General features: G+C 46.2%; 20 protein-coding genes. 12 read left to right on the forward strand and 8 right to left on the reverse strand.

The window, feature by feature from the left end; translation table 11 throughout:
- Positions 1–20: 20 nt before the first annotated feature.
- Positions 21–464, reverse strand: coding sequence for a PTS sugar transporter subunit IIA (locus tag R7Z10_RS05130; RefSeq protein ID WP_005384357.1), 444 nt, complete (start codon positions 462–464; stop codon positions 21–23).
- 248 nt (positions 465–712) lie between these two features.
- On the opposite strand from R7Z10_RS05130, the gene R7Z10_RS05135 reads away from it, so the two are divergent.
- Positions 713–1,741 carry a LacI family DNA-binding transcriptional regulator gene (locus R7Z10_RS05135; protein WP_005442357.1) on the forward strand — a complete coding sequence of 343 codons (1,029 nt, stop codon included), beginning with the start codon at positions 713–715 and terminating at the stop codon, positions 1,739–1,741.
- 85 nt (positions 1,742–1,826) lie between these two features.
- Here the strand turns inward: R7Z10_RS05135 and phnX are convergent, their stop codons facing one another.
- The 3 genes from phnX to phnW form a co-directional block, all read right to left on the reverse strand.
- Complete coding sequence (phnX, locus tag R7Z10_RS05140) at positions 1,827–2,642, reverse strand: phosphonoacetaldehyde hydrolase (RefSeq protein ID WP_213870232.1); 816 nt, start codon at positions 2,640–2,642, stop codon at positions 1,827–1,829.
- Between the two features lie 89 nt (positions 2,643–2,731).
- Complete coding sequence (locus R7Z10_RS05145) at positions 2,732–4,111, reverse strand: aspartate aminotransferase family protein (protein ID WP_318104213.1); 1,380 nt, start codon at positions 4,109–4,111, stop codon at positions 2,732–2,734.
- Positions 4,112–4,137: 26 nt separating this feature from the next.
- Positions 4,138–5,241: a 2-aminoethylphosphonate--pyruvate transaminase gene (gene phnW, locus R7Z10_RS05150; protein WP_005432490.1), complete on the reverse strand. Its 1,104-nt coding sequence runs from the start codon at positions 5,239–5,241 to the stop codon at positions 4,138–4,140.
- 266 nt (positions 5,242–5,507) lie between these two features.
- Between phnW and R7Z10_RS05155 the strand changes: the two genes are divergently transcribed.
- The 5 genes from R7Z10_RS05155 to R7Z10_RS05175 all read left to right on the forward strand — a co-directional run bounded on the left by R7Z10_RS05155 (position 5,508) and on the right by R7Z10_RS05175 (position 11,304).
- Complete coding sequence (locus R7Z10_RS05155) at positions 5,508–6,518, forward strand: putative 2-aminoethylphosphonate ABC transporter substrate-binding protein (RefSeq protein WP_005384363.1); 1,011 nt, start codon at positions 5,508–5,510, stop codon at positions 6,516–6,518.
- 260 nt (positions 6,519–6,778) lie between these two features.
- Positions 6,779–7,885: a putative 2-aminoethylphosphonate ABC transporter ATP-binding protein gene (locus tag R7Z10_RS05160; protein ID WP_213961605.1), complete on the forward strand. Its 1,107-nt coding sequence runs from the start codon at positions 6,779–6,781 to the stop codon at positions 7,883–7,885.
- Between the two features lie 8 nt (positions 7,886–7,893).
- Positions 7,894–9,618 carry a putative 2-aminoethylphosphonate ABC transporter permease subunit gene (locus R7Z10_RS05165; protein WP_005445406.1) on the forward strand — a complete coding sequence of 575 codons (1,725 nt, stop codon included), beginning with the start codon at positions 7,894–7,896 and terminating at the stop codon, positions 9,616–9,618.
- Positions 9,619–9,627: 9 nt separating this feature from the next.
- Positions 9,628–10,332: a phosphonate utilization transcriptional regulator PhnR gene (gene phnR, locus R7Z10_RS05170; RefSeq protein WP_005442366.1), complete on the forward strand. Its 705-nt coding sequence runs from the start codon at positions 9,628–9,630 to the stop codon at positions 10,330–10,332.
- Between the two features lie 66 nt (positions 10,333–10,398).
- Entirely contained in the window at positions 10,399–11,304 is a 906-nt protein-coding gene (locus R7Z10_RS05175; protein WP_138939767.1) for an EamA family transporter, read from the forward strand.
- Positions 11,305–11,372: 68 nt separating this feature from the next.
- Here the strand turns inward: R7Z10_RS05175 and R7Z10_RS05180 are convergent, their stop codons facing one another.
- Positions 11,373–11,924 (reverse strand): outer membrane beta-barrel protein, encoded by a 552-nt coding sequence (locus R7Z10_RS05180; protein WP_138939766.1) that lies wholly within the window; start codon positions 11,922–11,924, stop codon positions 11,373–11,375.
- Between the two features lie 12 nt (positions 11,925–11,936).
- Complete coding sequence (locus R7Z10_RS05185) at positions 11,937–12,863, reverse strand: VirK/YbjX family protein (protein WP_005384371.1); 927 nt, start codon at positions 12,861–12,863, stop codon at positions 11,937–11,939.
- A gap of 412 nt (positions 12,864–13,275) precedes the next feature.
- On the opposite strand from R7Z10_RS05185, the gene R7Z10_RS05190 reads away from it, so the two are divergent.
- The 5 genes from R7Z10_RS05190 to R7Z10_RS05210 all read left to right on the forward strand — a co-directional run bounded on the left by R7Z10_RS05190 (position 13,276) and on the right by R7Z10_RS05210 (position 18,998).
- Positions 13,276–13,635 carry a DUF3316 domain-containing protein gene (locus tag R7Z10_RS05190; protein WP_017819758.1) on the forward strand — a complete coding sequence of 120 codons (360 nt, stop codon included), beginning with the start codon at positions 13,276–13,278 and terminating at the stop codon, positions 13,633–13,635.
- A 219-nt stretch (positions 13,636–13,854) separates the two neighbouring features.
- A complete protein-coding gene (locus tag R7Z10_RS05195; protein WP_318104218.1) occupies positions 13,855–15,255 on the forward strand; it encodes an FAD-dependent oxidoreductase in 1,401 nt (466 codons plus the stop codon).
- A 113-nt stretch (positions 15,256–15,368) separates the two neighbouring features.
- Positions 15,369–16,493 carry a M14-type cytosolic carboxypeptidase gene (locus R7Z10_RS05200; RefSeq protein WP_206954544.1) on the forward strand — a complete coding sequence of 375 codons (1,125 nt, stop codon included), beginning with the start codon at positions 15,369–15,371 and terminating at the stop codon, positions 16,491–16,493.
- Positions 16,494–16,947: 454 nt separating this feature from the next.
- Entirely contained in the window at positions 16,948–17,928 is a 981-nt protein-coding gene (locus R7Z10_RS05205; RefSeq protein ID WP_005374035.1) for an OmpA family protein, read from the forward strand.
- A 200-nt stretch (positions 17,929–18,128) separates the two neighbouring features.
- Positions 18,129–18,998, forward strand: a complete 870-nt coding sequence (locus tag R7Z10_RS05210) for a LysR substrate-binding domain-containing protein (RefSeq protein WP_005374033.1) — start codon at positions 18,129–18,131, stop codon at positions 18,996–18,998.
- Between the two features lie 68 nt (positions 18,999–19,066).
- Here the strand turns inward: R7Z10_RS05210 and R7Z10_RS05215 are convergent, their stop codons facing one another.
- Positions 19,067–19,942, reverse strand: a complete 876-nt coding sequence (locus tag R7Z10_RS05215) for a LysR family transcriptional regulator (RefSeq protein WP_258509820.1) — start codon at positions 19,940–19,942, stop codon at positions 19,067–19,069.
- A gap of 248 nt (positions 19,943–20,190) precedes the next feature.
- Between R7Z10_RS05215 and R7Z10_RS05220 the strand changes: the two genes are divergently transcribed.
- Positions 20,191–20,427, forward strand: coding sequence for a hypothetical protein (locus R7Z10_RS05220; protein WP_005374030.1), 237 nt, complete (start codon positions 20,191–20,193; stop codon positions 20,425–20,427).
- Between the two features lie 121 nt (positions 20,428–20,548).
- Here R7Z10_RS05220 and R7Z10_RS05225 read toward each other — a convergent pair whose 3' ends face one another.
- A complete protein-coding gene (locus tag R7Z10_RS05225; RefSeq protein WP_318104225.1) occupies positions 20,549–21,919 on the reverse strand; it encodes an L-serine ammonia-lyase in 1,371 nt (456 codons plus the stop codon).
- Positions 21,920–22,020: the final 101 nt, after the last annotated feature.

Raw genomic sequence — 22,020 nt, forward strand, 5'->3', positions numbered from 1 at the left:
TTTTAAGGGCACATCAGGAGTTAGTATTTTTCGATGATCGCGAGAACATCTTGTGTGTTTTGAGCGGTGCAGATGGCTTCTACATGCTCTTCATTCATAAACAACTCAGCCAGTTTAGAAATCGCATCCACGTGCGAGTTACTGTCTGTCGCGGCTAGCGTAACCAGCATTTTTACTGGGTCGTTACCTTCAGAATCGAAGTTCACGCCGTTTTGAATCACTGTGATGGCAAGAGACAAACGGTTAACGCCATCTTCAGGGCGAGCGTGTGGCATTGCCATACCAGGACCTACCACGTAGTAAGGACCGAGCTCTTCGTGTGAGCGGTAAATAGCGTCCACGTAGCTTGGCTCAATCGCGCCATTTTCAATCAGTGCTTCACAGGATTTGCTCACCGCATCTTTCCAGTCAGTAGCATCAGAATGGATGCGAATCACATCAGAGGTAATCAGTTCACGTAGCATTGGATCTTTCCGGTTTGTTGTTTTGTTGATGGGTACTTTATCGATCAATTTGTCAGAAAAACCTGAGAATGATCACAAATGGTAGCGCTATCTGATAGCGCTATCATAAATTGTGATAGCGCTACCATTTTTATCAGTCATCCGAGTTTCATATGCTTGTGATCGACTTCTAATGCGCTAATATCAAAACCACTAAAACGCTGTGGTAAGATGTCGCGGCAGAAAATAGAGAACACTAAATAAGAACAATGAGCGAACCTCGCAAACGAAGAAGTACTGGCAATGTCACCTTGGCGGACGTCGCTAAAAAAGCCGGCGTAGGCACCATGACGGTGTCGCGAGCATTACGAACGCCCGAGCTAGTATCTGACAAGCTGAGAGAAAAGATTCAACAAGTGGTTGATGAGCTCGGCTATATCCCGAATAAAGCGGCAGGGGCTTTGGCGTCTGCTGAAAGTTACTCCATCGCTCTTATCATTCCTTCCCTGTTTGAAAAAGCGTGCGCGCTTTTCTTACCGAGCTTTCAACAAGCGTTGAACAAAGCGGGTTATCAGTTACTGCTTGGCTACAGCGACTACTCGGTAGAGCAAGAAGAGAAACTGCTTTCGACATTTCTTGAGAGCCGCCCAGCCGGAGTCGTGCTGTTTGGTAATGAACACAGCCAACGTACTAATCAGCTTTTGGAAGCCTCGAACACGCCAGTATTGGAAATTGCTGAGTTAAGTTCGAAAGCCAGTTACCTCAATATCGGTGTTGACCATTTTGAGGTGGGTAAAGCCTGTACCAAGCATGTGATTGAGCAAGGCTTCAAGAACGTGGGCTTCATTGGTGCGCGTGGGGATCACTCCACTTTGCAACGTAAGCTACACGGCTGGCAAAGCGCGATGATTGAGAACTACCTTGCACCGGACCATTTCTTAACCACCCACGAAGCGCCATCTTCACAATTAGGTGCGGAAGGGTTGGCAAAGTTATTGCTGCGCGATTCAAGTTTGAATGCTCTGGTATGTAGCCATGAAGAGATTGCGATTGGCGCGTTGTTTGAGTGTCATCGCCGAGTGCTGAAAGTCCCGACTGACATTGCGATTATCTGTTTGGAAGGCTCTTCTATGGGTGAGCACGCCTACCCAAGTTTGACCTGTGCGGAATTCGATTACGAACGTATGGGGACGAAAGCCGCAGACAAGTTACTGCAAGCCATTAAAGGTGAGCCTGTAGAACATGCAACGGACATGGGCTTTAAGCTAAAACGCCGAGCGAGTACTGCGATCAACTAACCTCATTTGGTTAGAAACTAATACGTGATACAAAAAACCTCTCGATGCTGAGAGGTTTTTTATGTGTGAGAATAATGATTCTCTACTACGGACGCTCACCTGCTGCTAAGCGACGTTCGATATCTGCAACCACTTCAGGGAAGTCAGCAATGGTGTCGATGAGGTAATGCGGCGAGCTCTTGAGCAATTTTGCACGCGCTTTTTCACGGGCGGCATTAAGCGTTGCTTCGTCCGCAGCTTGGTATTCTTCAAACGTTAGACCTGCTTCGTTACCAGAAAGTAATAGACCAACGGTCCACATACCGGCGTTATGACCTTCATCGATGCCCGGTGCGGCGTCATCCACTTTGATACACGTATTAACGTCCGTTACATTCAGCTCAATCACGTTTTTCAGTGCCATAAATGGTGCTGGGCGACCACCTTGCGGCAGGTCATCCGTTGCTACCACGTAATCCGGTTTGTAGCCGTAATCCGCTGCCACTGGAATCAGTACGTCCATCACTTCGCGAGGGTAACCAGAACAAGAACCGATCTTGATGCCTTTGTCTTTCAGAGCGTTCACAACTTCAATCGCATTAAGGATTGGCTCTGCGTGGTCAGCCACTTTTGCTTTTTGCAGCGGCATGAATGCTGCGTAGATAGCGTCGATGTCTTCGCTGGTCATTGAGCGACCAAACTTCTCATTCCAGCGCTTATCAACTGCAGGAATACGACCCACTGCTTGGATGTGATCCCACTTACCAAGACCCATTGGTTCGCGCGCTTCTTCAAGGTCGATTTCAAAATCAAAGCCTTGTTTGAACGCTTCCACAAAGATGCTGGTTGGCGCAAAAGAGCCGAAATCGACGATAGTGCCAGCCCAGTCAAAGATCACTGCTTGAATTGGTGAGTTGCTCATGTTCAATCCTTTTTCTTGCTTGCCAGAGCGCTGCCTACACATTGGAACCGCGCTCTGGATAAATTGGTTTTTGTTGAGGTCTATTGACCCTAAATGTAGTTAAAGTCTTTATACACTTTGGCGATGGCTTCTTCGAAGATCGCCAACGCTTCTGTCAGTTGTTCGCGAGTGATGATCAGCGGTGGGCTGAGTTGAATCACGTTACCTTGCGATACCTTGAAACTCACTCCGTTGTTGAGGCATTGGTACAGCACAGCTTCCGCTTCGTCATACGCGCGTGCTTTGCTTTCGTGGTCAGTGACCAACTCAATGCCCCACAACATGCCGATGCCACGCACATCACCAATCACTGGGTATTTGGCTTTCATCTCTAGCAGCTTTTCACGCATGAACTGGCTGTCGGCTTTGGCTTTATCTAGCAAGCCGTCTTGCTCAATGGCTTCCATGGTTGCCAGTGCTGCAGCACAACCGATAGGACTTTTCTCATGAGTGTAATGACCCATGGAGATTTGCTCGGCGGTGTTGTATTTGTCTTTGGTTACCATGGCTGCGATAGGCACTAAGCCACCACCCAAGCCTTTACCGATGCACAGCATATCTGGCTCGATGTCGTAGGCTTGGTAGGTAAACCATTCACCGCTGCGACCCATACCGTTAGGGATGTCGTCGATGATCAGCATGACATTGTGTTTGTCACAGATTTCACGGATGCGTTTCCAGTAGGCTTTGCTCGGCACTTGAACATCCGTGTTGCGAACCGCTTCTGCGATAAATGCGCCCACGCCGCCTTCTTTCTCAATCACGTATTCGAGGTAATCGGCGTAATGCACGTCGCTGCCGTCCTCTACTGGGAAAGCGCCTCGGTAAGACACGGCTGGTGGAATGCGCTCAACACCTGCCATTAATGGTCCCATACCTTGGCGGAAACACGCTTCGCCACCTACTGAGATGGCATCCAATGATGCGCCGTGGAAGGAATCCCACAGCGACACCACCTTGTAATTGCCCGTGATGTGGCGTGCTAATTTAAGAGCCATACCAACCGCAGATGTGCCACCCGGAGCAAACAGCACGCGGTTCAATTCGCCGCCACAGATTTGGGTGAGTTTTTCGGCACATTCAATCGCAGTTTCATTGGTAAAACGACGTGGTGAAAACGGCAGTTTGGCAATTTGCTCTTGCACACGTTTAATCACATGCGGATGACCGTAGCCCAGCTGATGGACGTTATTGCCATGGAAGTCCATGTACTTTTTGCCGGTGGCATCTTGGATGTAGATGCCTTCTGCTGCTTCCAAGGTATCTAAGCAAGGCGTCGACATGGCTTGATGAAGAAAGACTTCCGAGTCACGCTTCAATAATGCTTGCGTGCGTTCGTCGTCCATCGATGCATTCCAAGTTTGGCGCGCTGGTGTCGTGTTGACATCACCTTCGCTGCGGAAATGAGTCGGTTTGATATTCTGAGTCATAACGCTCTCTCAATCAGAAGGCTGCTTTACGCAACTTGCCAGTACATTGCTTTTTCAATTGCACCGATTAAGCGCTCGATATCTGCTGGGTAAACTTCGCCAATGTTGCCGATGCGGAAGCAATCTGCGTTCGATACTTTACCCGGATAAATCACGAAGCCTTGCTCTTTCAAACGCGTGTAGAACGCTTTGAACTGGTAATCACTGTGCGTCGGAGAGTAGAAAGAAGTGATGATTGGCGAGTGAAGGTCATCACTCAGTAGTGGCTCAAACCCCAAAGAACGCATACCTGCAACCAGTGTTTTCTGGTTAGTTTGGTAACGGTTATGACGAGCTTCAATGCCGCCTTCTTGTTCCAGCTCTAACAAGGCTTGGTAGAAAGCGCGAACCGTGTGCGTTGGAGACGTGAAACGCCATTTACCGTGGTTCACTTCCATGCAGTGCCACTGGTCGTAAAGATCAAGGCTCAAAGAACGTGCCTGACCTTGGCACTTTTCTAGCTCAGTTTGTTTCGCAATCACAAAGCCAAAGCCCGGCACGCCTTGAATACATTTGTTTGCAGAGCTGATCATAAAATCGATGCCTAGCTCAGCGATATCGATAGGAATGCCACCAAAGCTCGACATGGCATCGAGAATCACCACTTTACCGTGCGCTTTTGCAGCAGAAGCAAACGCCTCAATTGGGTTAAGCATGCCAGTGGTTGTCTCACAGTGAACAATTGCAACGTGGGTAATAGCTGGATCCGATGCCAATGCAGTTTCCACCTCGTTCAAGTGTGGCTGTGATGTTTCGCCTGGGGAAACTACATGGCATGGAATATTTAGGTAATCAGCGATCTGAGCGATACGCGCACCGTAAGCACCGTTGTCGACAACCAACAATTTTCCATCTTTGCCAATGGCACTGCCAATCGTTGCTTCTACTGATGCGGTGCCGCTACCTTGCATTAGTACGCTGGTGTAGCCGTCTTGCTCCGTCGCCAGTTTTACAAGCTTAGTGCGGATCACTTCTACAATGTCTTTGTTGTATTCATCATCCCAAGTACACCAGTCTTTTAGCATGGCTTCACGTACTGTTTCAGAAGTAGATAGAGGACCTGGAGTCAGTAGTAGGTATTCGTTTTTCATCTCGATTTCCATTAGAATAGGCTAATTGGTCTACACCAAGTTTCGAGTTAACTCTAGCGAGGAAGAAAAGGGCAGTAAATAGGCGAATGTCCAATTTCATAAAACTTTAATATCCAGAAAATGGCGGATCAATTGAACGATTATTCATCGCAAATTTTCGTAAAACTGCCATTTAATGGTCATGATTTCGTCACAAAGGCTCAGTAGGGTGTATATCGTCAACTGGTACAGACCAAATGAAAGCTTTGCCAAATTAACTGGAGAAAATGATGAAAAACCGTTTGATGAAAGGATCGCTGGCTGCACTTGTCTCTCTGCTAGCTACGAATGCAATGGCAGCACAGGAAGTCACGGTTTACACCGCTTTCGAAACTGACATTCTTGCTAAATACAAGTCTGCGTTTGAGAAAGATAACCCAGATATCAAGATTAAGTGGGTTCGTGATTCAACAGGTATCATGACGGCGAAATTGCTGGCAGAAAAGAATAACCCTCAAGCAGAAGTGGTTTGGGGTCTGGCTGGCTCGTCAATGGCACTGCTTAAAGATGAAGGTCTTCTTAAGCCTTACACACCAAAAGGTTTGGAAGAGCTGCATGCGAACCTAAACGACCCTCAATCAAACCAAGCTTGGTTCGGTAACGATGCGTTCTTTAACGCAGTTTGTTTCAACGAAGCGGTTGCGAAACAACTTAACCTACCGAAACCAACGTCCTGGGAAGACCTAACAAAGCCGGTTTACAAAGGTCACATTGCAATGCCTAACCCAGCGTCTTCAGGCACTGGCTACATGCAGGTTTCTGCGTGGCTACAAAACATGGGTGAAGATCAGGCATGGAACTACATGCGTGACCTAGACAAGAACATTGCACACTACACGCACTCTGGCTCTAAGCCATGTGTTCAAGCGGGCATGGGTGAAGTGGCTATCGGTATTTCGATGGCAAGCCGCGGCGCGAAGTTGAAAACACAAGGCGCGCCACTAGCGGTGATCACACCAAAAGGCATCGGTTGGGAATCAGAAGCCGTTGGTCTAGTAAAAGAGTCGGATGCAGCGAAACGTGTTGTCGACTGGTCAATCTCTAAAGCGGCAAACGAGCTTTACGTAGAAATGTATCCGGTGGTTGCACATAAAGAAGTGAAAGCGACTGTGTCTAACTTCCCTAATGTTCAAGAGAACATGGCGAAGATGGACTTCGCGCAAATGGGCAGTAAGCGTGCAGAGATTCTAGCAGCATGGTCTGAGAAGTTCGATGCGAAATCAGAGCCAAAATCTTAATTGAATTTGCTTTGAGTTGAATGCTGAAATCCACCTCGGTTGAGGTGGATTTTTTGTTTTCTCTGTTATTTCAGAGTTTGCTGCAAGTAGATTCCTAGTCTCACCTAGGTTCGCTGGAATGACGGACTTAAGAAAGTCGGGAATCTCTAATTACCACTCTCATCTCCCTTCATCTATTTGTCATCTTCTGGCTATAAATTTGTCATTGGAACGTAACACTCCAAAACTAAAGTTGGTATATACCATTTGGAGCGTGTGTTATGTCAACTAACCAACATTACCTAAATATCGAAAATGTAGTGAAGCAATTCGGACAGTTCACTGCATTAAAGAAAATCTCGTTAGCGATTGAGAAGGGCGAGTTCGTTTGTTTTCTTGGTCCTTCTGGCTGCGGTAAAACCACTCTGCTACGTGCCATTGCAGGTTTAGACTTGCCAACGTCTGGTGCGATTTTTCAAAACGGTCAAGAGACCACATTCCTACCACCAGAGAAGCGCGATTTCGGCATCGTATTCCAATCTTACGCGCTGTTTCCTAACCTAACTGTGCAAGAGAACATTGCGGTGGGTTTGAAGAACCAAGGTATGTCGACCAAAGAAGCGTTAGAGAAAGTGGATTACTGGTTAGAAACCATTGGTCTTCCAACCTCTGGCGAGAAATTCCCTAACCAACTTTCTGGTGGTCAGCAGCAGCGTGTGGCACTCGCTCGCGCATTAGCGTTGTCTCCGGGTCTACTGTTACTTGATGAGCCGCTGTCAGCGCTGGATGCAAAAGTACGTGTTCACTTACGTGACGAGATTTGTAAGCTGCAACGTAAGCTTGGCATCACCACCATCATGGTTACGCACGATCAGGACGAAGCGCTGTCGATGGCGGATCGTATCGTGGTAATGAACCATGGTGTGATTGAGCAAGTCGGCACACCTCAAGAGATCTACCAACAACCAGCTACGCGCTTTGTCGCTGAGTTTGTCGGCAGTATGAACTTTATTGAAACCTCAGTCGCAACGGACTCCCAAGTACGCATTGCCGAAACCTTGATGCCAGCGCCAAGCTTGACCAATCGTAAGATCCAACGTGGTGACCGCTTCGACCTTGCGGTGCGTCCTGAAAGCATCAAGTTCGTTGAAAACTACAACAACTCTTTACCTGTGCGAGTTACGGCAACCGAGTTTCTGGGTGCGTTTTTCCGCATTGATTGCGTATTGCAAAACGACAGCTCAACGAAAACCATCGTAGTGGATGTGCCTGTGGATACGGTTCAAAAACTCAATATCAAGGCGGGCGATGTACGTTACATCCAGTTTGCTGAAGAAGGGCTGCATGGTTACGCCGTGCCCTCGGTTGATAAAGCGCTAGCAGCGTAGGTGTAAACATGGATGCGAAGACAATGACGATGAATAGCCTGACCACACAAGACAAAGCAAAATCCTTACTCGGACGTGTTAGCCGCGACAACCTTGTGCTGTTTGGTTTGCTTGCTGGTTTGTCGACCATGATGGTGTTGTTCATCTTAATGCCGCTTTGGGCAATGTTGACCAAGAGTGTGCAAAATGCCAATGGCGAATTTGTCGGATTGGCAAACTTTGCGACATACTTTTCCTCTTCAAGCTTGTGGGTGTCAGTGGGAAACACCTTCACTTTGGGCGTGATAGTGACCTCGGTAGTGGGTGTGCTTGCGTTCGGTTATGCCTACGCGCTGACTCGTTCATGTATGCCGTTTAAAGGTTTGTTTCAAATTCTAGGTACTGCGCCGATCCTTGCGCCTTCGTTGTTGCCGGCGATCAGTTTGATCTTCCTTTTCGGCAATCAAGGCATTGCTAAAGAGATGCTGTTAGGAAACTCGATTTATGGCGTGATTGGTATCTCGATGGGTTTGATTTTCTGGACCTTCCCTCATGCATTGATGATTTTGACCACTTCGCTGCGCACTTCTGATGCCCGTTTGTATGAAGCAGCCCGCGCACTTAAAACTTCACCAATCAAAACCTTCTTTATGGTGACGTTACCTGCGGCGAAATACGGTTTGATCAGTACGCTTATTGTGGTTTTTACATTGGTTATCACGGACTTTGGTGTGCCGAAAGTGATTGGAGGAAGCTACAACGTTTTGGCGACTGACATCTTCAAGCAAGTTGTGGGACAGCAAAACTTTGCCATGGGTGCGGTGACCAGCATTATGTTGTTATTCCCTGCGGTAATGGCGTTCGGCGCAGACCGCTGGGTACAGAAAAAACAAAAGAGCTTATTTGACACTCGCTCGGTGCCTTATCAGCCAGAGCCTAACAAAGCGCGTGACAGCATTTGTTTGGTTTACTGCAGCATCATTTCTATCGCAGTGTTGGCAGTGCTTGGCATGGCGGTGTATGGCTCGTTAGTGACGTTCTGGCCTTGGAACAAAGCGCTGACGCTAAACAACTACAACTTTGCCGAAATGAGCACCTACGGTTGGAGCCCATTCTTCAACTCACTAACACTGGCAGGTTGGACAGCGGTTATTGGTACAGCAATCATCTTTGTCGGTGCTTACTGCATTGAGAAAGGGCGAGCGTTTGGTCCAATTCGCCAAGTGATGCAAATGCTCAGCGTGGTGCCAATGGCGGTTCCGGGTATGGTGCTTGGCTTGGGTTACATCTTTTACTTCAATGATGCGAACAATCCTCTGAACGTGCTTTATGGCACCATGGCATTCTTGGTGATTAACACGGTAGTGCATTATTACACGGTGGGTCACATGACAGCCCTGACAGCGCTAAAGCAGTTGCCATCGGAGATTGAAGCCACAGCGGCATCGGTGAAGCTTCCTCAATACAAGTTGTTCTTTAAAGTGACATTACCTGTGTGTTTACCTGCGATTTTGGACATTGCGACTTACTTGTTTGTTAATGCATTGACCACCACTTCTGCGGTAGTATTCCTTTACTCAACCGATACGATTCCGGCTTCGGTCTCGATTCTGAATATGGACGATGCAGGTCAAACTGGCGCTGCAGCAGCGATGGCTGTGATGATCATGATTGCTGCCGCAATTGCGAAGATTGTTCAGATGACTTTGGGTAAATTGTTAGAGAATCGCACACAAGCTTGGCGCAAAAGATAAGGACACTTCGTGCAATACGTAAAAATTAAAGATTCGATTGTTGAACAGATTGAAGCGGGCATGCTATCGCCGCGTCAAAAACTGCCAGCAGAGCGTAAGTTGGCGGAGTCGTTCGATACTACACGCGTCACTCTGCGTGAAGCTTTATCACTGCTAGAAGCGGAAGGTCGAATCTATCGCGAAGATCGCCGAGGTTGGTTTATCTCACCTGAGCCATTGCGTTACGACCCAACCCAAACGCTGAACTTCCCGAACATGGCGAAAGCGCAAAATCGTGTGCCAAAAACGGAGTTGGTTGCAGCAAAAGGGACGCTGGCAAACAAACAAGCCGCGCGCTTGCTGGACTTGCAGCCTTTCTCGGACGTGTATCGAGTCGACCGTGTGCGATACCTTGAAGACAGACCTGTGGTATTCGTAACAAACTACATTCGCCCAGAGTTATTTCCGAACCTGTTGGACTACGATTTATCAAATTCGCTGACGGACATTTATCGCGATCATTATGGCGTTACATATCAAAAGATTCGCTACCGCATTTCAACCAGTACTTTGTTGGGTGAAATGGCTCAAGCATTGCGCGCGACAGCCGGCACGCCAGCGATGGTGGTGGAGCGCATCAACTACAACCAGCACGGTGAGTTGATTGATTGCGATATCGAGTATTGGCGACACGATGCCATCAGCATTGAATCTCTTGCGGAACTCAATCGTTAAGTGGATTTTCTCATTATATAAGGCTCCATCTCGGGGCCTTTATTTTATTCAGACAGGAACATTGAAATGGATTTGTTGGCGATTGGTCTCGTCGTTTTTTCTGCTGTTCTCCATGCGGGTTGGAATATCCTTGGCAAAAGCAACTCAGGCTCTGGACTCGCGTTTACTATGGCGGCCAGCTTTTCTGCATGTGCCATTCTTACCCCTTATTTGATTTGGTATTTGGCGACCATTGGTTGGACATCATTACCGAGTGAATTTTGGGGATTGCTGTTCATTAGCGGCATTTCACAAATGGTCTATCTAGTCGGTTTGATTGTCGCTTATAAGCACGCAGACGTGGGTGTGGTTTATCCGATTGCTCGGGCACTGCCTGTGATGATGGTCGGCGCAATCAGTGTGGCATTGGGGCATGAATTATCCAGTCAGCAGTGGCTTGGGTTCTTGCTGATTACCCTTGGTTGTATGCTGGTGCCACTGACGAATTTTCGTCAAATGACATTGGGCTCCTATTTGAACGTTGGTGTGTTCTGGGCATTGATTGCCGCAATAGGCACAACGGGTTACTCGGTGGTCGACAAAGAAGCGCTGAGTTTACTCACAGGACAAGCATCAGAGATCTTGAATGATCAGTACAGTGCAATCTTCTACTTGGGCGTGCAGTTTTGGGCAATTGGTATTCCTGCTCTTGTGTGGTGCTTAGTTACGGGCAAACCAGATGAGATTAAGACAGCGTGGCAGATCCGCAAAACAGCCAGCATGGCAGGGGTAATGATGGCATCCACCTACGGCTTGGTGCTGTTTGCGATGACCATGACAGACAACGTTAGCTTGGTCGTAGCACTAAGGCAAATCAGCATTGTGTTTGGATTGTTTATGGGGATTTGGTTTCTGTCTGAGAAATGGTATCTCACCCGAGGGCTTGGCGTTACTTCGATTGTGGCGGGGATCATTCTCGCGCTTGCGTATTGACCTATATTCACGAAAAAAGGCAGCGAATGAGCCTCTCGCTGCCTTTTGTATTAACTTGTAAGCCTTGTTTAAAAACGCAGTTGCGCACCAAACATCACGCCGTTAGAGTCAAAATCGCTGTTTTTTGAGTACACATATTCTGCATTCAAACCAAAGTGTTTATAGCTCCAGCCGATACCGCCAGCCGCTTCACCTCCGACACTTGAGTGTTCGATGTTCTTGCTCTGACCGTTCACTTTATAAGTGTATTCGAGAGTGTAGAGAGTGACACCTGCCTTGCCGTACAGTTCGAAACCTGAACCCAGAGGATAGCTAGCATAGCCACTCAAGCGAGGTCCGGAGAAGCTCGTATCGGTGACTTCTGAAATCGGACTCACGAGTATCGAGCCGATACCGTCAAACGCGCCTTTATAACCTGCTTCGATACCAAAGTTATGTGTTGGCATGTAGCGGTAATATATTTCACCTAAGAACATGTCGCCTGATTCTTTGCTTGTCGGAGCATCGTAGTTCACATCGCCATAACCAATGTTTGTACCTATGATGTGCTCACTGGTTTCTGCATTGGCTGACAAAGAAAAAGCCGACAGCACTAAAGCAGTAATGAATGAATAACGCATGAACGTTTCTCCTTAGCTTTTAGCTTGCTCGCCTTTTAATATTTGTTCGAAAGTGATCTTGGTGTTGTCTAGCCATTCATAACGGCGACGATACATCGAACGCTTAGAGCGCGACATGCCTTCGATATCTCGACGGGGTGCATTTACATCAATTGAGTAAAAATGACGATTGTATTCGGTGCCGCCCAATTCTTGCCAGAGTGCATCGTAATCCGTTTTGATTCGCCCTTTGCTGTAGCGCTTAGCTGCGTATGTATGGGACTGCGTTTTCACTGCTAGAATCGTATTTACTTCCCAAATTTGTGCGAGCAAAGTGAGCAAGCTCACCATCAAGCTTTTTGGTCTCTGTCCGTAAAGCTTACGGGTTAGCTTTTTAATTTTCGCGTTGTTTTCTTCACTGCTTCGCGGTCCTTGTAAGCCGCCAATCATAATACTGCGTCCAGATTCGATGTGACCTAGCGTAAAAGAGAGCGTGTAGAAGTTGCCATCTTCAGCGCTGTGCAGCACTAGGCTCATGTCGCCTTCTTTTTGATAACGTGCTTCGTATACTAATCTCACCGAGTACAGTATTTCGTCAATTTCAAAAGAGGCTAATGTTAGGCCTTTCGAGTCTGTGTAGATTTCTTCGATTGTTTGTTTAGAAAACAGTTCTGAAATCGTTTTATAGTGATCAACCACCAAGTTGGAGCGATCAAAGGCGGAGTTATTCTTGATGATGTACGGGCGAAACGGTTTTTCTAGGAATCGGTGTGTACGCGTACAAAGCAACTCTAACAATGACGATTCAATATTGTCTGAAAGGTGCTTAAACGCACGTTTGTAATAAAGCGCACGTAAGATGAACTTAGCTCTGTAGGTCCAAATTGGCTTGTAGACATCAGCATAATCATCTGAGTAAATCGATTTGCTATGGTAAAAAATGGATTTGTTCGCGGTCATTTTCACTCCAGATTAACTTGTGCTCAATAGCGACAATTAAGAACCGACGGACGAGCAGCGAAGAACCCGAAAAGGAGGAATGCAAAGCACGACTGAAAAGAGGTGGTTTTTGCTGTGTCCGACGTTTTTGTAAGGTTTTGAACACTGTTCTTTTGCTGGAATTCTAAGAGAAAATTGACCTTAGGTATTGTATGGTTTGGTAAGGAAGTGTCAGGTTGAAACCCATTGTTCAAAATGAAGAAAATGCGAATGTCGGCTGAATATGACGTTGAGTTGCTAAGTTAATGTGAAATAAGTTGAACGAAAATTGAACATTATTTGAAATTGTTTTGACGTGTTTTAGGTCTTTATACGTACCTTATAAGTATCGAGCCAATTTTGGCCCGATGTAAAGGTAAGTAAGGAGAGGTTTATGAAACGCTTAACAACTTTAGCAAGTACGATTGCTCTGATTGCTGCACCTTCTATGGCTCTTGCTGGTGGTTATCAGTGGACAAACGATACCGAAACTATCCATGGCGACGTAATGGATAGCAAACAAGCGGCTTATGAAATGGGCCGAGACATGATCCAAAGCTACCAAAATAAATCATCTGGACAACTCCGTGATGAGTTTACGAGCCTTACAACGTATGTTGATCGCCAATCGTTTTCTATCACTGACTCAAAAGTCATGGTAAATGAGTTCTTGCAAAGTGACGGGCAAGTTGTTTACCAGCCTATTCTCAATGTTCAATACGAGTACCGCATGCGTGATACCGGTAAATACTAACCAGTAAGACGGACTCGAATTGTTTACCACTAATATTTTTTGCTGTTTGTTTTGGGGAGTCACGAGCTCCCCATTTTGTTTTTGTTGGAAGCGAAAATTCGCACACTCTCAGTGCAACATTTTCTATCGCTCAGCGTTAGATTTTCTTGCTCGTTGATTGTCATCATCGTTTGTAAAGTGTTTGCGGAAATGGATGTAACGCACTAACGAGGATACCCGATGACACATCATTCATATTGGTTCAAGCAGGCAATTGAAGCTGAGCAACCAGAAACGCCACAACCGTTACAGCAGAACATTAATACTGACGTTGCGATTGTTGGTGGCGGATACACCGGACTTTGGACCGCGATTATGATTAAGCAGCAATCTCCGGAAAAAAAGGTAGTCGTGATTGAAAAAGGCCTTTGTGGCAGTGGTGCATCGGGCGCAAACGGCGGTTGTATGCTGACTTGGTCTACCAAGTTTCCGACATCGAAACGGTTATTCGGTGAAGAACATGCTGCTTGGTTAGTAAAAGAGTCGGAACAAGCAGTGCTAGAGATTGACGACTTTTGTCAGCAGCACAACATCGATGCGCACTTATCGTTGAAAGGGGTTTATTACACTGCAACCAATCAGGCTCAAACTGGGGGAATGCAGCCAGTTGTGGACGAGTTAAAGCGATTAGAAGTGAACAGTTGGCGTCGTTGCTCGGTGGAGGAACTGCGTGCCAATGCGGGTTCACCTCGACATATAGAAGGCTTTCACTCTCCAGTTGCAGCCAGCGTTCAACCTGCATTATTAGTGAGGGGGTTACGCCGTGTTGCTATTGATCTGGGTGTAGAAGTTTATGAGAACACGCCGATGACGCGTCTAGATTATGGAAAACCTGCCACTGTCTGTACACCTAAAGGAAATGTTCAAGCGCAGCAGGTGGTATTGGCATTAAATGCATGGATGGTGGAGCAGTTTAAACAGTTCAAAAACAGTATCGTGGTGGTCTCTTCCGACATGGTGATCACCAAGCCGCTTGGTGACGCACTACCTCTATCTGGTTGGCAGGCAGGTTCTAGCGTGTTGGATTCACGTATCTTCGTCCACTATTACCGAGATACGCCAGATGGCCGTTTGATGTTGGGGAAAGGCGGCAATCAGTTTTCTTTCAATAACCAAGTTGACGCAATGTTTAACAAGCCAACACGCTACCAAGGTCTACTGCGCAAGTCGTTCGATAAGTTGTTTCCTCATTTGAGAGGAGAGGAGTTTGCTTATTCATGGACGGGGGGCTCTGATCGTTCTGCTACTGGTTTCCCTTTTTTCGGCGAGCTAGATAAACAGAGCAATATCTTTTACGGATTTGGTTATTCAGGCAATGGTGTAGCGCAGACTCGAATGGGCGGAAAGATCTTATCTTCATTGATATTGGGAATCGATAACGAGTGGACGAACAGTGGTTTAGCCAAAGGACCGTTGGGGTATTTCCCACCAGAACCGCTTCGCTGGACCGGGGCTATGATAGTGCGCAACGCGGTACGTCGAAAAGAGGAAGCAGAAGATAACGAGAAAACGCCGTTTATCTGGGATAAGTGGCTAGCAAAACTCGCGGGACCAGCAGGCAAAGCGGATAAGCTTGACTAAACTGAAGACTTTAGCCACAAACGAGACAGTTTGCAGTGAAAGTCATTGGGGCGCGATGAAGCCTTGTGTTAGCCTCTGTCTTTCAAGCTCAGATTTAAAAGGTGAGTCATAAAATGAAAGTATTCAGCAACTTCGATAGCGGCAGCATTCACGTAGTGAAAGCGGACGACAAAAACGACATCCAACTCAAAATTCCTAACGACAATATGTCGGAATTCTACCAGTGGTTCCACTTCCGTCTTGAGACAGAAGCCGAGCAATCACACACCATCAAATTGCTTGATTTGGCTAAATCGGCTTATCCAGAAGGATGGCAAGGTTACGATGTGGTTGCGTCTTACGATCGTGAAGAATGGTTCCGAGTACCGGCAGAGTTCGATGGCGACACGCTGACTTTCACTGTAATCCCTGAGCGCAGCTCAATTTACTTCGCGTACTTTGCGCCATACACGTACGATCGTCATTTAGACTTGTTACACATGGCACAAAGCGCGCACCACTGCCAACTTGAAACACTAGGCCACACATTAGACGGCAACGACATGAGCTTGCTTACTTTCGGTGAGCCAGAAGAAGGTAAAAAGAAAATCTGGATGATTGCACGTCAGCACCCAGGTGAGACGATGGCAGAATGGTTCATGGAAGGTATGATCCAACGTCTGTTAGATGAAAACGACACGGTCGCGCGTGCATTGCTTGAAAAAGCGGTGCTTTACGTCGTACCAAACATGAACCCAGACGGTGGTATTCGCGGTCACTTGCGTACCAACGCAGTAGGTGTAAACCTAAATCGTGAATGGCAAACGCCATCAATGGAAAAGAGCCCAGAAGTCTACCTTGTGCGTCAGCGCATGCTGGAAACGGGTGTTGACATGTTTTTAGATATTCATGGCGATGAAGCGATTCCGTATAACTTCGTCGCTGGCTCAGAAGGTATTCCTTCTTACGATGAAAATCTTGCCGCTTTAGAGACATCATTTAAGCAAGCGTTACTGACTATTACGCCAGAGTTCCAAGATGAGATTGGTTACGATAAAGATGAGCCTGGTAAAGCGAATTTGACTGTGGGTTCAAATTGGATTGCAGAGCAGTTCAAATGCTTGTCTTACACAATCGAAATGCCATTTAAAGATAACAACAATCACCCTGATCCACTTTACGGTTGGTCTCCTGAGCGTAGTGTCTTGTTTGGGCAAGATGTATTAGCTGCAACGTTAACCGTAGCGGATAAAATTTAGCGCGACGAGTTAACGCTTTTTCATTATTTCGAAAACAGCTCATTTAAATGAGCTGTTTTTTTGTGCTCTCCACATCCACGCTCCCCTGTAAAAATTTGTTGCCATTCACAAGCTTAAATGATGATTCTTAAATTTGAGAAAGTGGCTTTTTATGGTGATTTGCGTCACAGAAAGTTGGCTTCTTTGTGATATTCTCCGCAACGAATTGACTATGGCTAAACCAACGCAACGAACTTTATTTTTCGGTTGGGTATGCGGATGAAGCTCATGAATAGATGGTCTTGAGGTTACCTTTTTCCGTTTTACGTCATTGGCGTTTGAATATCATTTTTGATTCTTTCCTACGCTATTTAGCTATTTCTATTCGAAGAAAAGAGAAAGTTACGGCTTCATATTTTACGGCAGTATGCTGCCGCGATGTGTTGCTTTGTGTACAAGAAAAAGGAAAAGAATAATGAAAAAAATCGCTATAGCAGTGGCTACTGTACTTGCTGGTGGTGTGATCTCAAACGTTGCACTTGCTGACACTTACATGGGCGGTAAAGTAGGTTACAACTCTCTAAACGATGCGTGTTACCTAAACGAACCTTGTGACGACGACAGTTTTGCAGCATCTATGCACTTAGGCTACAGCTTCAACAAGTACGTTGCGGCAGAGTATGGTGTTGATTACCTTGGTGACTTCACTGCAAACTTCAAAAAGCCTGGCCTAAACACCGTTGATGGTGATCTTTGGGCATTGACGCTTGCTCCTAAATTTAACCTACCACTAACGGATTCTTGGAATCTATTCGCGAAAGTTGGTGCTGCATACATGATGGCTGGTGACGAGAAAGATTTCGTACCAACTGGCTCTCTGGGTGCTGAATACCAAATCAACTACAACTGGAGCCTACGTGCTGAATACCAACGCTACCAAGATATGTCTGATGATGTAATTGAAGACATGGATTCAGATTTCTTCGGTATCGGTTTCAACTACAAGTTTGGTTCTGAGCCAGTCGTTCAAGAAAAAGCCGTTGAAGAGGTGGTAGAAGCACGTCCTGCAACACGCATTGTAGATCACGTTTACCCTGCTCAAACAACAGCGACAGTACAATTCGACTTAGAAAGTGCAGAAGTGAAAGACGCGTCGAACCTTTCTGGTACCGTTGATTTGATGAATACTTACCCACAAGCTCAAGTTGAGATCACGGGTTACAGCGATACGACAGGTTCTGCTGCTTACAACAAGCAACTCACAGAAAAACGTGCGAAAGCCGTTGCTGACGAGTTCCAAGCAAAAGGTATTGCGGCTGAGCGTATGACAGTGAAAGGCATGGGTGAAGCTAACCCAGTGGCAAGCAACGAGACACGTCAAGGTCGTCAAATGAACCGTCGTGTTGAAGTGGTTGTTCCTGCGTTTGAATACCAAACAACTGAAAAAGCAGAATAATTCCTGCTTAAGATAAAGTTCCAAAAGCCAGCGTGTATCACGCTGGCTTTTTTGATCCCGCTTAACAAACTCAGTAGTTGTGTAGAAACATAGTTATATCGGGACGCTTTGACATGTGCTCAACATACGTAAACTCAGCTCCTTCATCAATTTGTCATCACCAGTTCATAGCATGACAGCCAAGTGCTTGGGAGAATGATATGCAAAGTTTACCGCCGCTCAATTTGCTCCGAGCTTTTGAAGCCACGGCGCGACTACAGAGTTTTACAAAAGCCGCAGAGGAGCTAAATGTGACTCGTGCGGCCGTAAGCCAACAGGTGAAATCGCTAGAGTCACAGCTCAATGCGACGTTATTCGTGCGCAAGGGCACTCACCTTACGCTGACCTGCTCCGCACAAGAATACTGGCCTGTGGTTAATCATGTGCTTCAAACATTATCGACCACGACGCAGCATTTATTTACTCGTCCCAAGAATACGCAAGTTAACTTACATGTCGCTCACAGCTTTTGCTCTCAGTGGTTAATGCCAAGATTGGCTGATTTTCAGCGACAATTCCCAGACATTTCCTTTAAAGTCTCGACAACTGCTAATACAGTTCCAAACGCCAGTGCGATTGCGGATATCGAAATTATTAACGGAGATGGAGATTGGCAAGAGCAAGAAGCCATACGATTAACCCAAGAAAACTGGATTGTTGTCGCAAGCCCCGGCTTTATGCATTTAAACCCGATAAATGACCTCTCGCAGTTAGCTAAAGCGCCTAAAATCTGTACTAGCGGTTATCATGAATCTTGGCAAGAGTGGCTTACGCACCAAGGTTATCAAGGGAAGGTGAGCAAAGTCGTCGCCGAGTTTGAACACTCATTGCTTGCTATTCATGCTGCGATTAATCAACTTGGCGTGTTGCTGGTAAGAGACTTTCTTGTTGAGGATGAGCTGCAACAGGGCGTATTAGTCCAGGCTGGAAATTGGCATATGCCAAGTTCTGGTGCACATTATATGATGGTTCGAGCATCCGAAAAATCACACGTAAACACCTTTGCTCAATGGTTAATACAGAGTCTTTAATGTTCGTTCAGCGAGTAAGTAGAGCGCATGTGTGGTTTGGCTATTATTAGCAGTAGCAAGTCATCAGTCTAGGACTGAGCGACATGCTTAATGACATCTAATAACCACTGATTTACCGGAGCTTGCTGTTGAGAGCGACGACAGCTCATCACGTAGCGAACATCAAGCTCTAGCCCAGCAGGAAGCGCGATACTCCGGCAACCCTTAGGAACATGTCCACTCATCGTTATGCCAAAATGATTCGTTTGCAGAAGCACTTTTTTAATCATCGCTGGATGCTCAATTTCCACTTTAGGCGTGGTTCTAAAACCCATATGTTTGAGCCTTTCTAACACTGGGTATCGGTAGTCGTTCCATCCCGGCGTTTTAAAAAGTATAAAAGGGTATTCTTCTAGTTCTTGGGAGTTTTGAGCGGGATGATCTTGTCGAACAAAAAATACCGCTTTTCCTCGCCCTAGCTCGGTCTGAACAATTGACTGTGGCAGATCTTCATCAAAGTAATGAATCGCAATGGCGTTTTCACCGTCAATTAATCGTTTTTTTGCTTCGCTACCCCAGCGCAAACATGAGAATTTTGCTTCTGGAGCGTGCTTTAGTAACTCCAAGTAAAACTTGTCACCGAAGTACTCCCAAAACAATGTGTTGGCATAAATAGTGATTGAGCCGTCAAAATGAGCTGGTGAAAAATGCTGTGGTTTGATGGAATCAATACTGTTGATTATTTGCTCAAAATGCGCAATGTTCGCTTCCACAAAAGCTGTTGGTTCAAAGCCATTTTTGGTCTGAACGAATAGCGGATCATTGAGCTGAGTTTTCATCTTAGTCAGATTTTTGCTGATTGCTCCTGACGTTTTACCGAGTGATTCTGCGACTAACCGGACGTTACGTAGCTCATACATCCGTTTTAATACCAAAATGTTTTGAATATCCAGATTAACGCTCATACATTCTCTCGCTTGGCTTTTGTCGACAAATCATATCGCTGAATTTCTTAAGAAAAGACAACGCTCGGTCAATTTAAGTTGCTGCCTTATCCCTGATTTATTGAAGGTAACGATAAGTTATTCTTGGTTACATCAGTTTATTAGCATGGATTTCCATTTGGTAAATAATGGCTTTCCTCGTATGAGCGCGTTTCTGTTGTTACAGTTTTTCCACCGACAGAAAGTAAGAACGATAATAGAGGTGATGTATGAAAAAACTAATCGCACTTGTTTTGATGGTTTGCTCAACAAACGTAGCATTTGCTGGCGATGGGTCATACACGGGCACGATTGATATGACGATGGCAACGAAAAATCAGGTTGACGTAGAGCGTGCAGATTCTCAATTGACGCTGAAGGGTCGCAATGAAATGGCCTATGGCGGTGTAACAATCCATTCGGATGCTGCAACTCAAAAAATTGAACTTCGTGGTCGACGTGATTAATCGAATAGTTTCTTGTTAAGAAAATGCCGCGAAGAACGCGGCATTTCTATATGTAATATCATCAGATCATAATTACCAGATAAGCGTATGGTGAGAAGCTAAGCACAATGACCACTTGCCATTATTCGCATGGCGGTGCCATATGAATGACAGCTAAGCCCCCCAAAGAGGTTTCACGGTATTTTTTATTCATATCTTTACCAGTCTGATACATGGTTTCGATAACTTTATCTAACGAAATTAAACATTTACTTGTGCGCTTTAATGCCATACGCGATGCATTAATCGCTTTCATTGCTCCCATGGCATTTCTTTCAATACAAGGTACTTGAACCAAGCCGCCAATCGGGTCACAAGTCATACCCAATGAATGCTCCATCGCAATTTCCGCAGCAATACAAATCTGCTCGTTACTGCCCCCTCTTAGCGCTGTTAAGCCAGCGGCAGCCATGGATGAAGAAACCCCAACTTCTCCCTGACACCCCACTTCTGCACCAGAAATTGACGCGTTAGTTTTATATAAGATGCCGATAGCGCCGGCGACTGCGAGAAAGTCTTTTAGCTGTTTAACATCGAGCTCTTTGATGAAGCGATGGTAGTACATCAATACCGCCGGAATCACCCCTGCTGCACCATTCGTTGGAGAAGTGACGACTTGCCCTCCTGCTGCATTTTCTTCACTAACCGCAAAGGCGAAGAGATTGATCCAATCCATGATCTCCATCGGATCGTTTTCAACTGCAGCGTTGGCTTCGAGCTTTTTCAAAAGGTTTGGTGCTCGACGAGTGACATTTAGACCACCTTCCAAAATCCCTTCCGTATCGAAGCCACGTTGCATGCAGAGCGACATCACTTTCCAAATTTGCTCTGCTCTTTGGTTAATTTCTTCGTCTGAGCGAAATGCGAGTTCGTTTTGGAGGATCATGCCTCCCAAGCTGAAACCGTTCGTCTCGGCTTTTTCCAGCATCTCATCTGCGGATGTAAACGGAAATGGTACTGCGACCTCATCTTGTTGCGTGCCGTTCTCTAGTTCGTCGGCGGTGGCGATGAATCCGCCCCCAATGGAGTAATAAATTTCAAACGCTACTTGATCTCCAGCTGCGTCTAATGCCGTAATCGTCATGCCATTTTCATGCAGGGGAAGGTTGTCGCTATGAAAGACGATGTCATGGTCGTAGCTAAACTCAATCTGGTGTGTACCGGCGAGCATGAGCGTATTATTGTCTATGGTATTTTGTAGCGCACTTTTGGCACTGCTCATTTTGATGGCATCAGGTTTATTTCCCATCAAACCAAGGACCGTGGCTCGGTCTGTATGGTGCCCTCTACCTGTCAGTGACAATGAGCCATAAAGGTCCACTTGCACCCGATGCACTTTCGCCATAGAGTCGCTAACTAGCTGAGTGAAATGGAATCCGGCAAGCATAGGACCATTAGTATGGGAGCTGGATGGCCCGACACCAATTTTAAATATATCGAAAATCGACAGCATAATTGACTTCCTTTAGCAGTGAACCTTTATAAAGGTCTCTAGAACAGTGTTGTTAACTAGATGTTAAAGCTTGTGGGTCGGGAGTGAAAGAAGATTTTTGT

It is taken from the genome of Vibrio sp. Vb1018 (genome assembly GCF_033338775.1).
Classification (GTDB): Bacteria; Pseudomonadota; Gammaproteobacteria; order Enterobacterales; family Vibrionaceae; genus Vibrio; species Vibrio alginolyticus.

What these genes read in the sequence shown, in the direction of transcription:
- R7Z10_RS05130 (WP_005384357.1), bottom strand. Translation starts at nt 464, where the DNA reads ATGCTACGTGAACTGATTACCTCTGATGTGATTCGCATCCATTCTGAT.
- R7Z10_RS05135 (WP_005442357.1), top strand. Translation starts at nt 713, where the DNA reads ATGAGCGAACCTCGCAAACGAAGAAGTACTGGCAATGTCACCTTGGCG.
- phnX (WP_213870232.1), bottom strand. Translation starts at nt 2,642, where the DNA reads ATGAGCAACTCACCAATTCAAGCAGTGATCTTTGACTGGGCTGGCACT.
- R7Z10_RS05145 (WP_318104213.1), bottom strand. Translation starts at nt 4,111, where the DNA reads ATGACTCAGAATATCAAACCGACTCATTTCCGCAGCGAAGGTGATGTC.
- phnW (WP_005432490.1), bottom strand. Translation starts at nt 5,241, where the DNA reads ATGAAAAACGAATACCTACTACTGACTCCAGGTCCTCTATCTACTTCT.
- R7Z10_RS05155 (WP_005384363.1), top strand. Translation starts at nt 5,508, where the DNA reads ATGATGAAAAACCGTTTGATGAAAGGATCGCTGGCTGCACTTGTCTCT.
- R7Z10_RS05160 (WP_213961605.1), top strand. Translation starts at nt 6,779, where the DNA reads ATGTCAACTAACCAACATTACCTAAATATCGAAAATGTAGTGAAGCAA.
- R7Z10_RS05165 (WP_005445406.1), top strand. Translation starts at nt 7,894, where the DNA reads ATGGATGCGAAGACAATGACGATGAATAGCCTGACCACACAAGACAAA.
- R7Z10_RS05175 (WP_138939767.1), top strand. Translation starts at nt 10,399, where the DNA reads ATGGATTTGTTGGCGATTGGTCTCGTCGTTTTTTCTGCTGTTCTCCAT.
- R7Z10_RS05180 (WP_138939766.1), bottom strand. Translation starts at nt 11,924, where the DNA reads ATGCGTTATTCATTCATTACTGCTTTAGTGCTGTCGGCTTTTTCTTTG.
- R7Z10_RS05185 (WP_005384371.1), bottom strand. Translation starts at nt 12,863, where the DNA reads ATGACCGCGAACAAATCCATTTTTTACCATAGCAAATCGATTTACTCA.
- R7Z10_RS05190 (WP_017819758.1), top strand. Translation starts at nt 13,276, where the DNA reads ATGAAACGCTTAACAACTTTAGCAAGTACGATTGCTCTGATTGCTGCA.
- R7Z10_RS05195 (WP_318104218.1), top strand. Translation starts at nt 13,855, where the DNA reads ATGACACATCATTCATATTGGTTCAAGCAGGCAATTGAAGCTGAGCAA.
- R7Z10_RS05200 (WP_206954544.1), top strand. Translation starts at nt 15,369, where the DNA reads ATGAAAGTATTCAGCAACTTCGATAGCGGCAGCATTCACGTAGTGAAA.
- R7Z10_RS05205 (WP_005374035.1), top strand. Translation starts at nt 16,948, where the DNA reads ATGAAAAAAATCGCTATAGCAGTGGCTACTGTACTTGCTGGTGGTGTG.
- R7Z10_RS05210 (WP_005374033.1), top strand. Translation starts at nt 18,129, where the DNA reads ATGCAAAGTTTACCGCCGCTCAATTTGCTCCGAGCTTTTGAAGCCACG.
- R7Z10_RS05215 (WP_258509820.1), bottom strand. Translation starts at nt 19,942, where the DNA reads ATGAGCGTTAATCTGGATATTCAAAACATTTTGGTATTAAAACGGATG.
- R7Z10_RS05220 (WP_005374030.1), top strand. Translation starts at nt 20,191, where the DNA reads ATGAAAAAACTAATCGCACTTGTTTTGATGGTTTGCTCAACAAACGTA.
- R7Z10_RS05225 (WP_318104225.1), bottom strand. Translation starts at nt 21,919, where the DNA reads ATGCTGTCGATTTTCGATATATTTAAAATTGGTGTCGGGCCATCCAGC.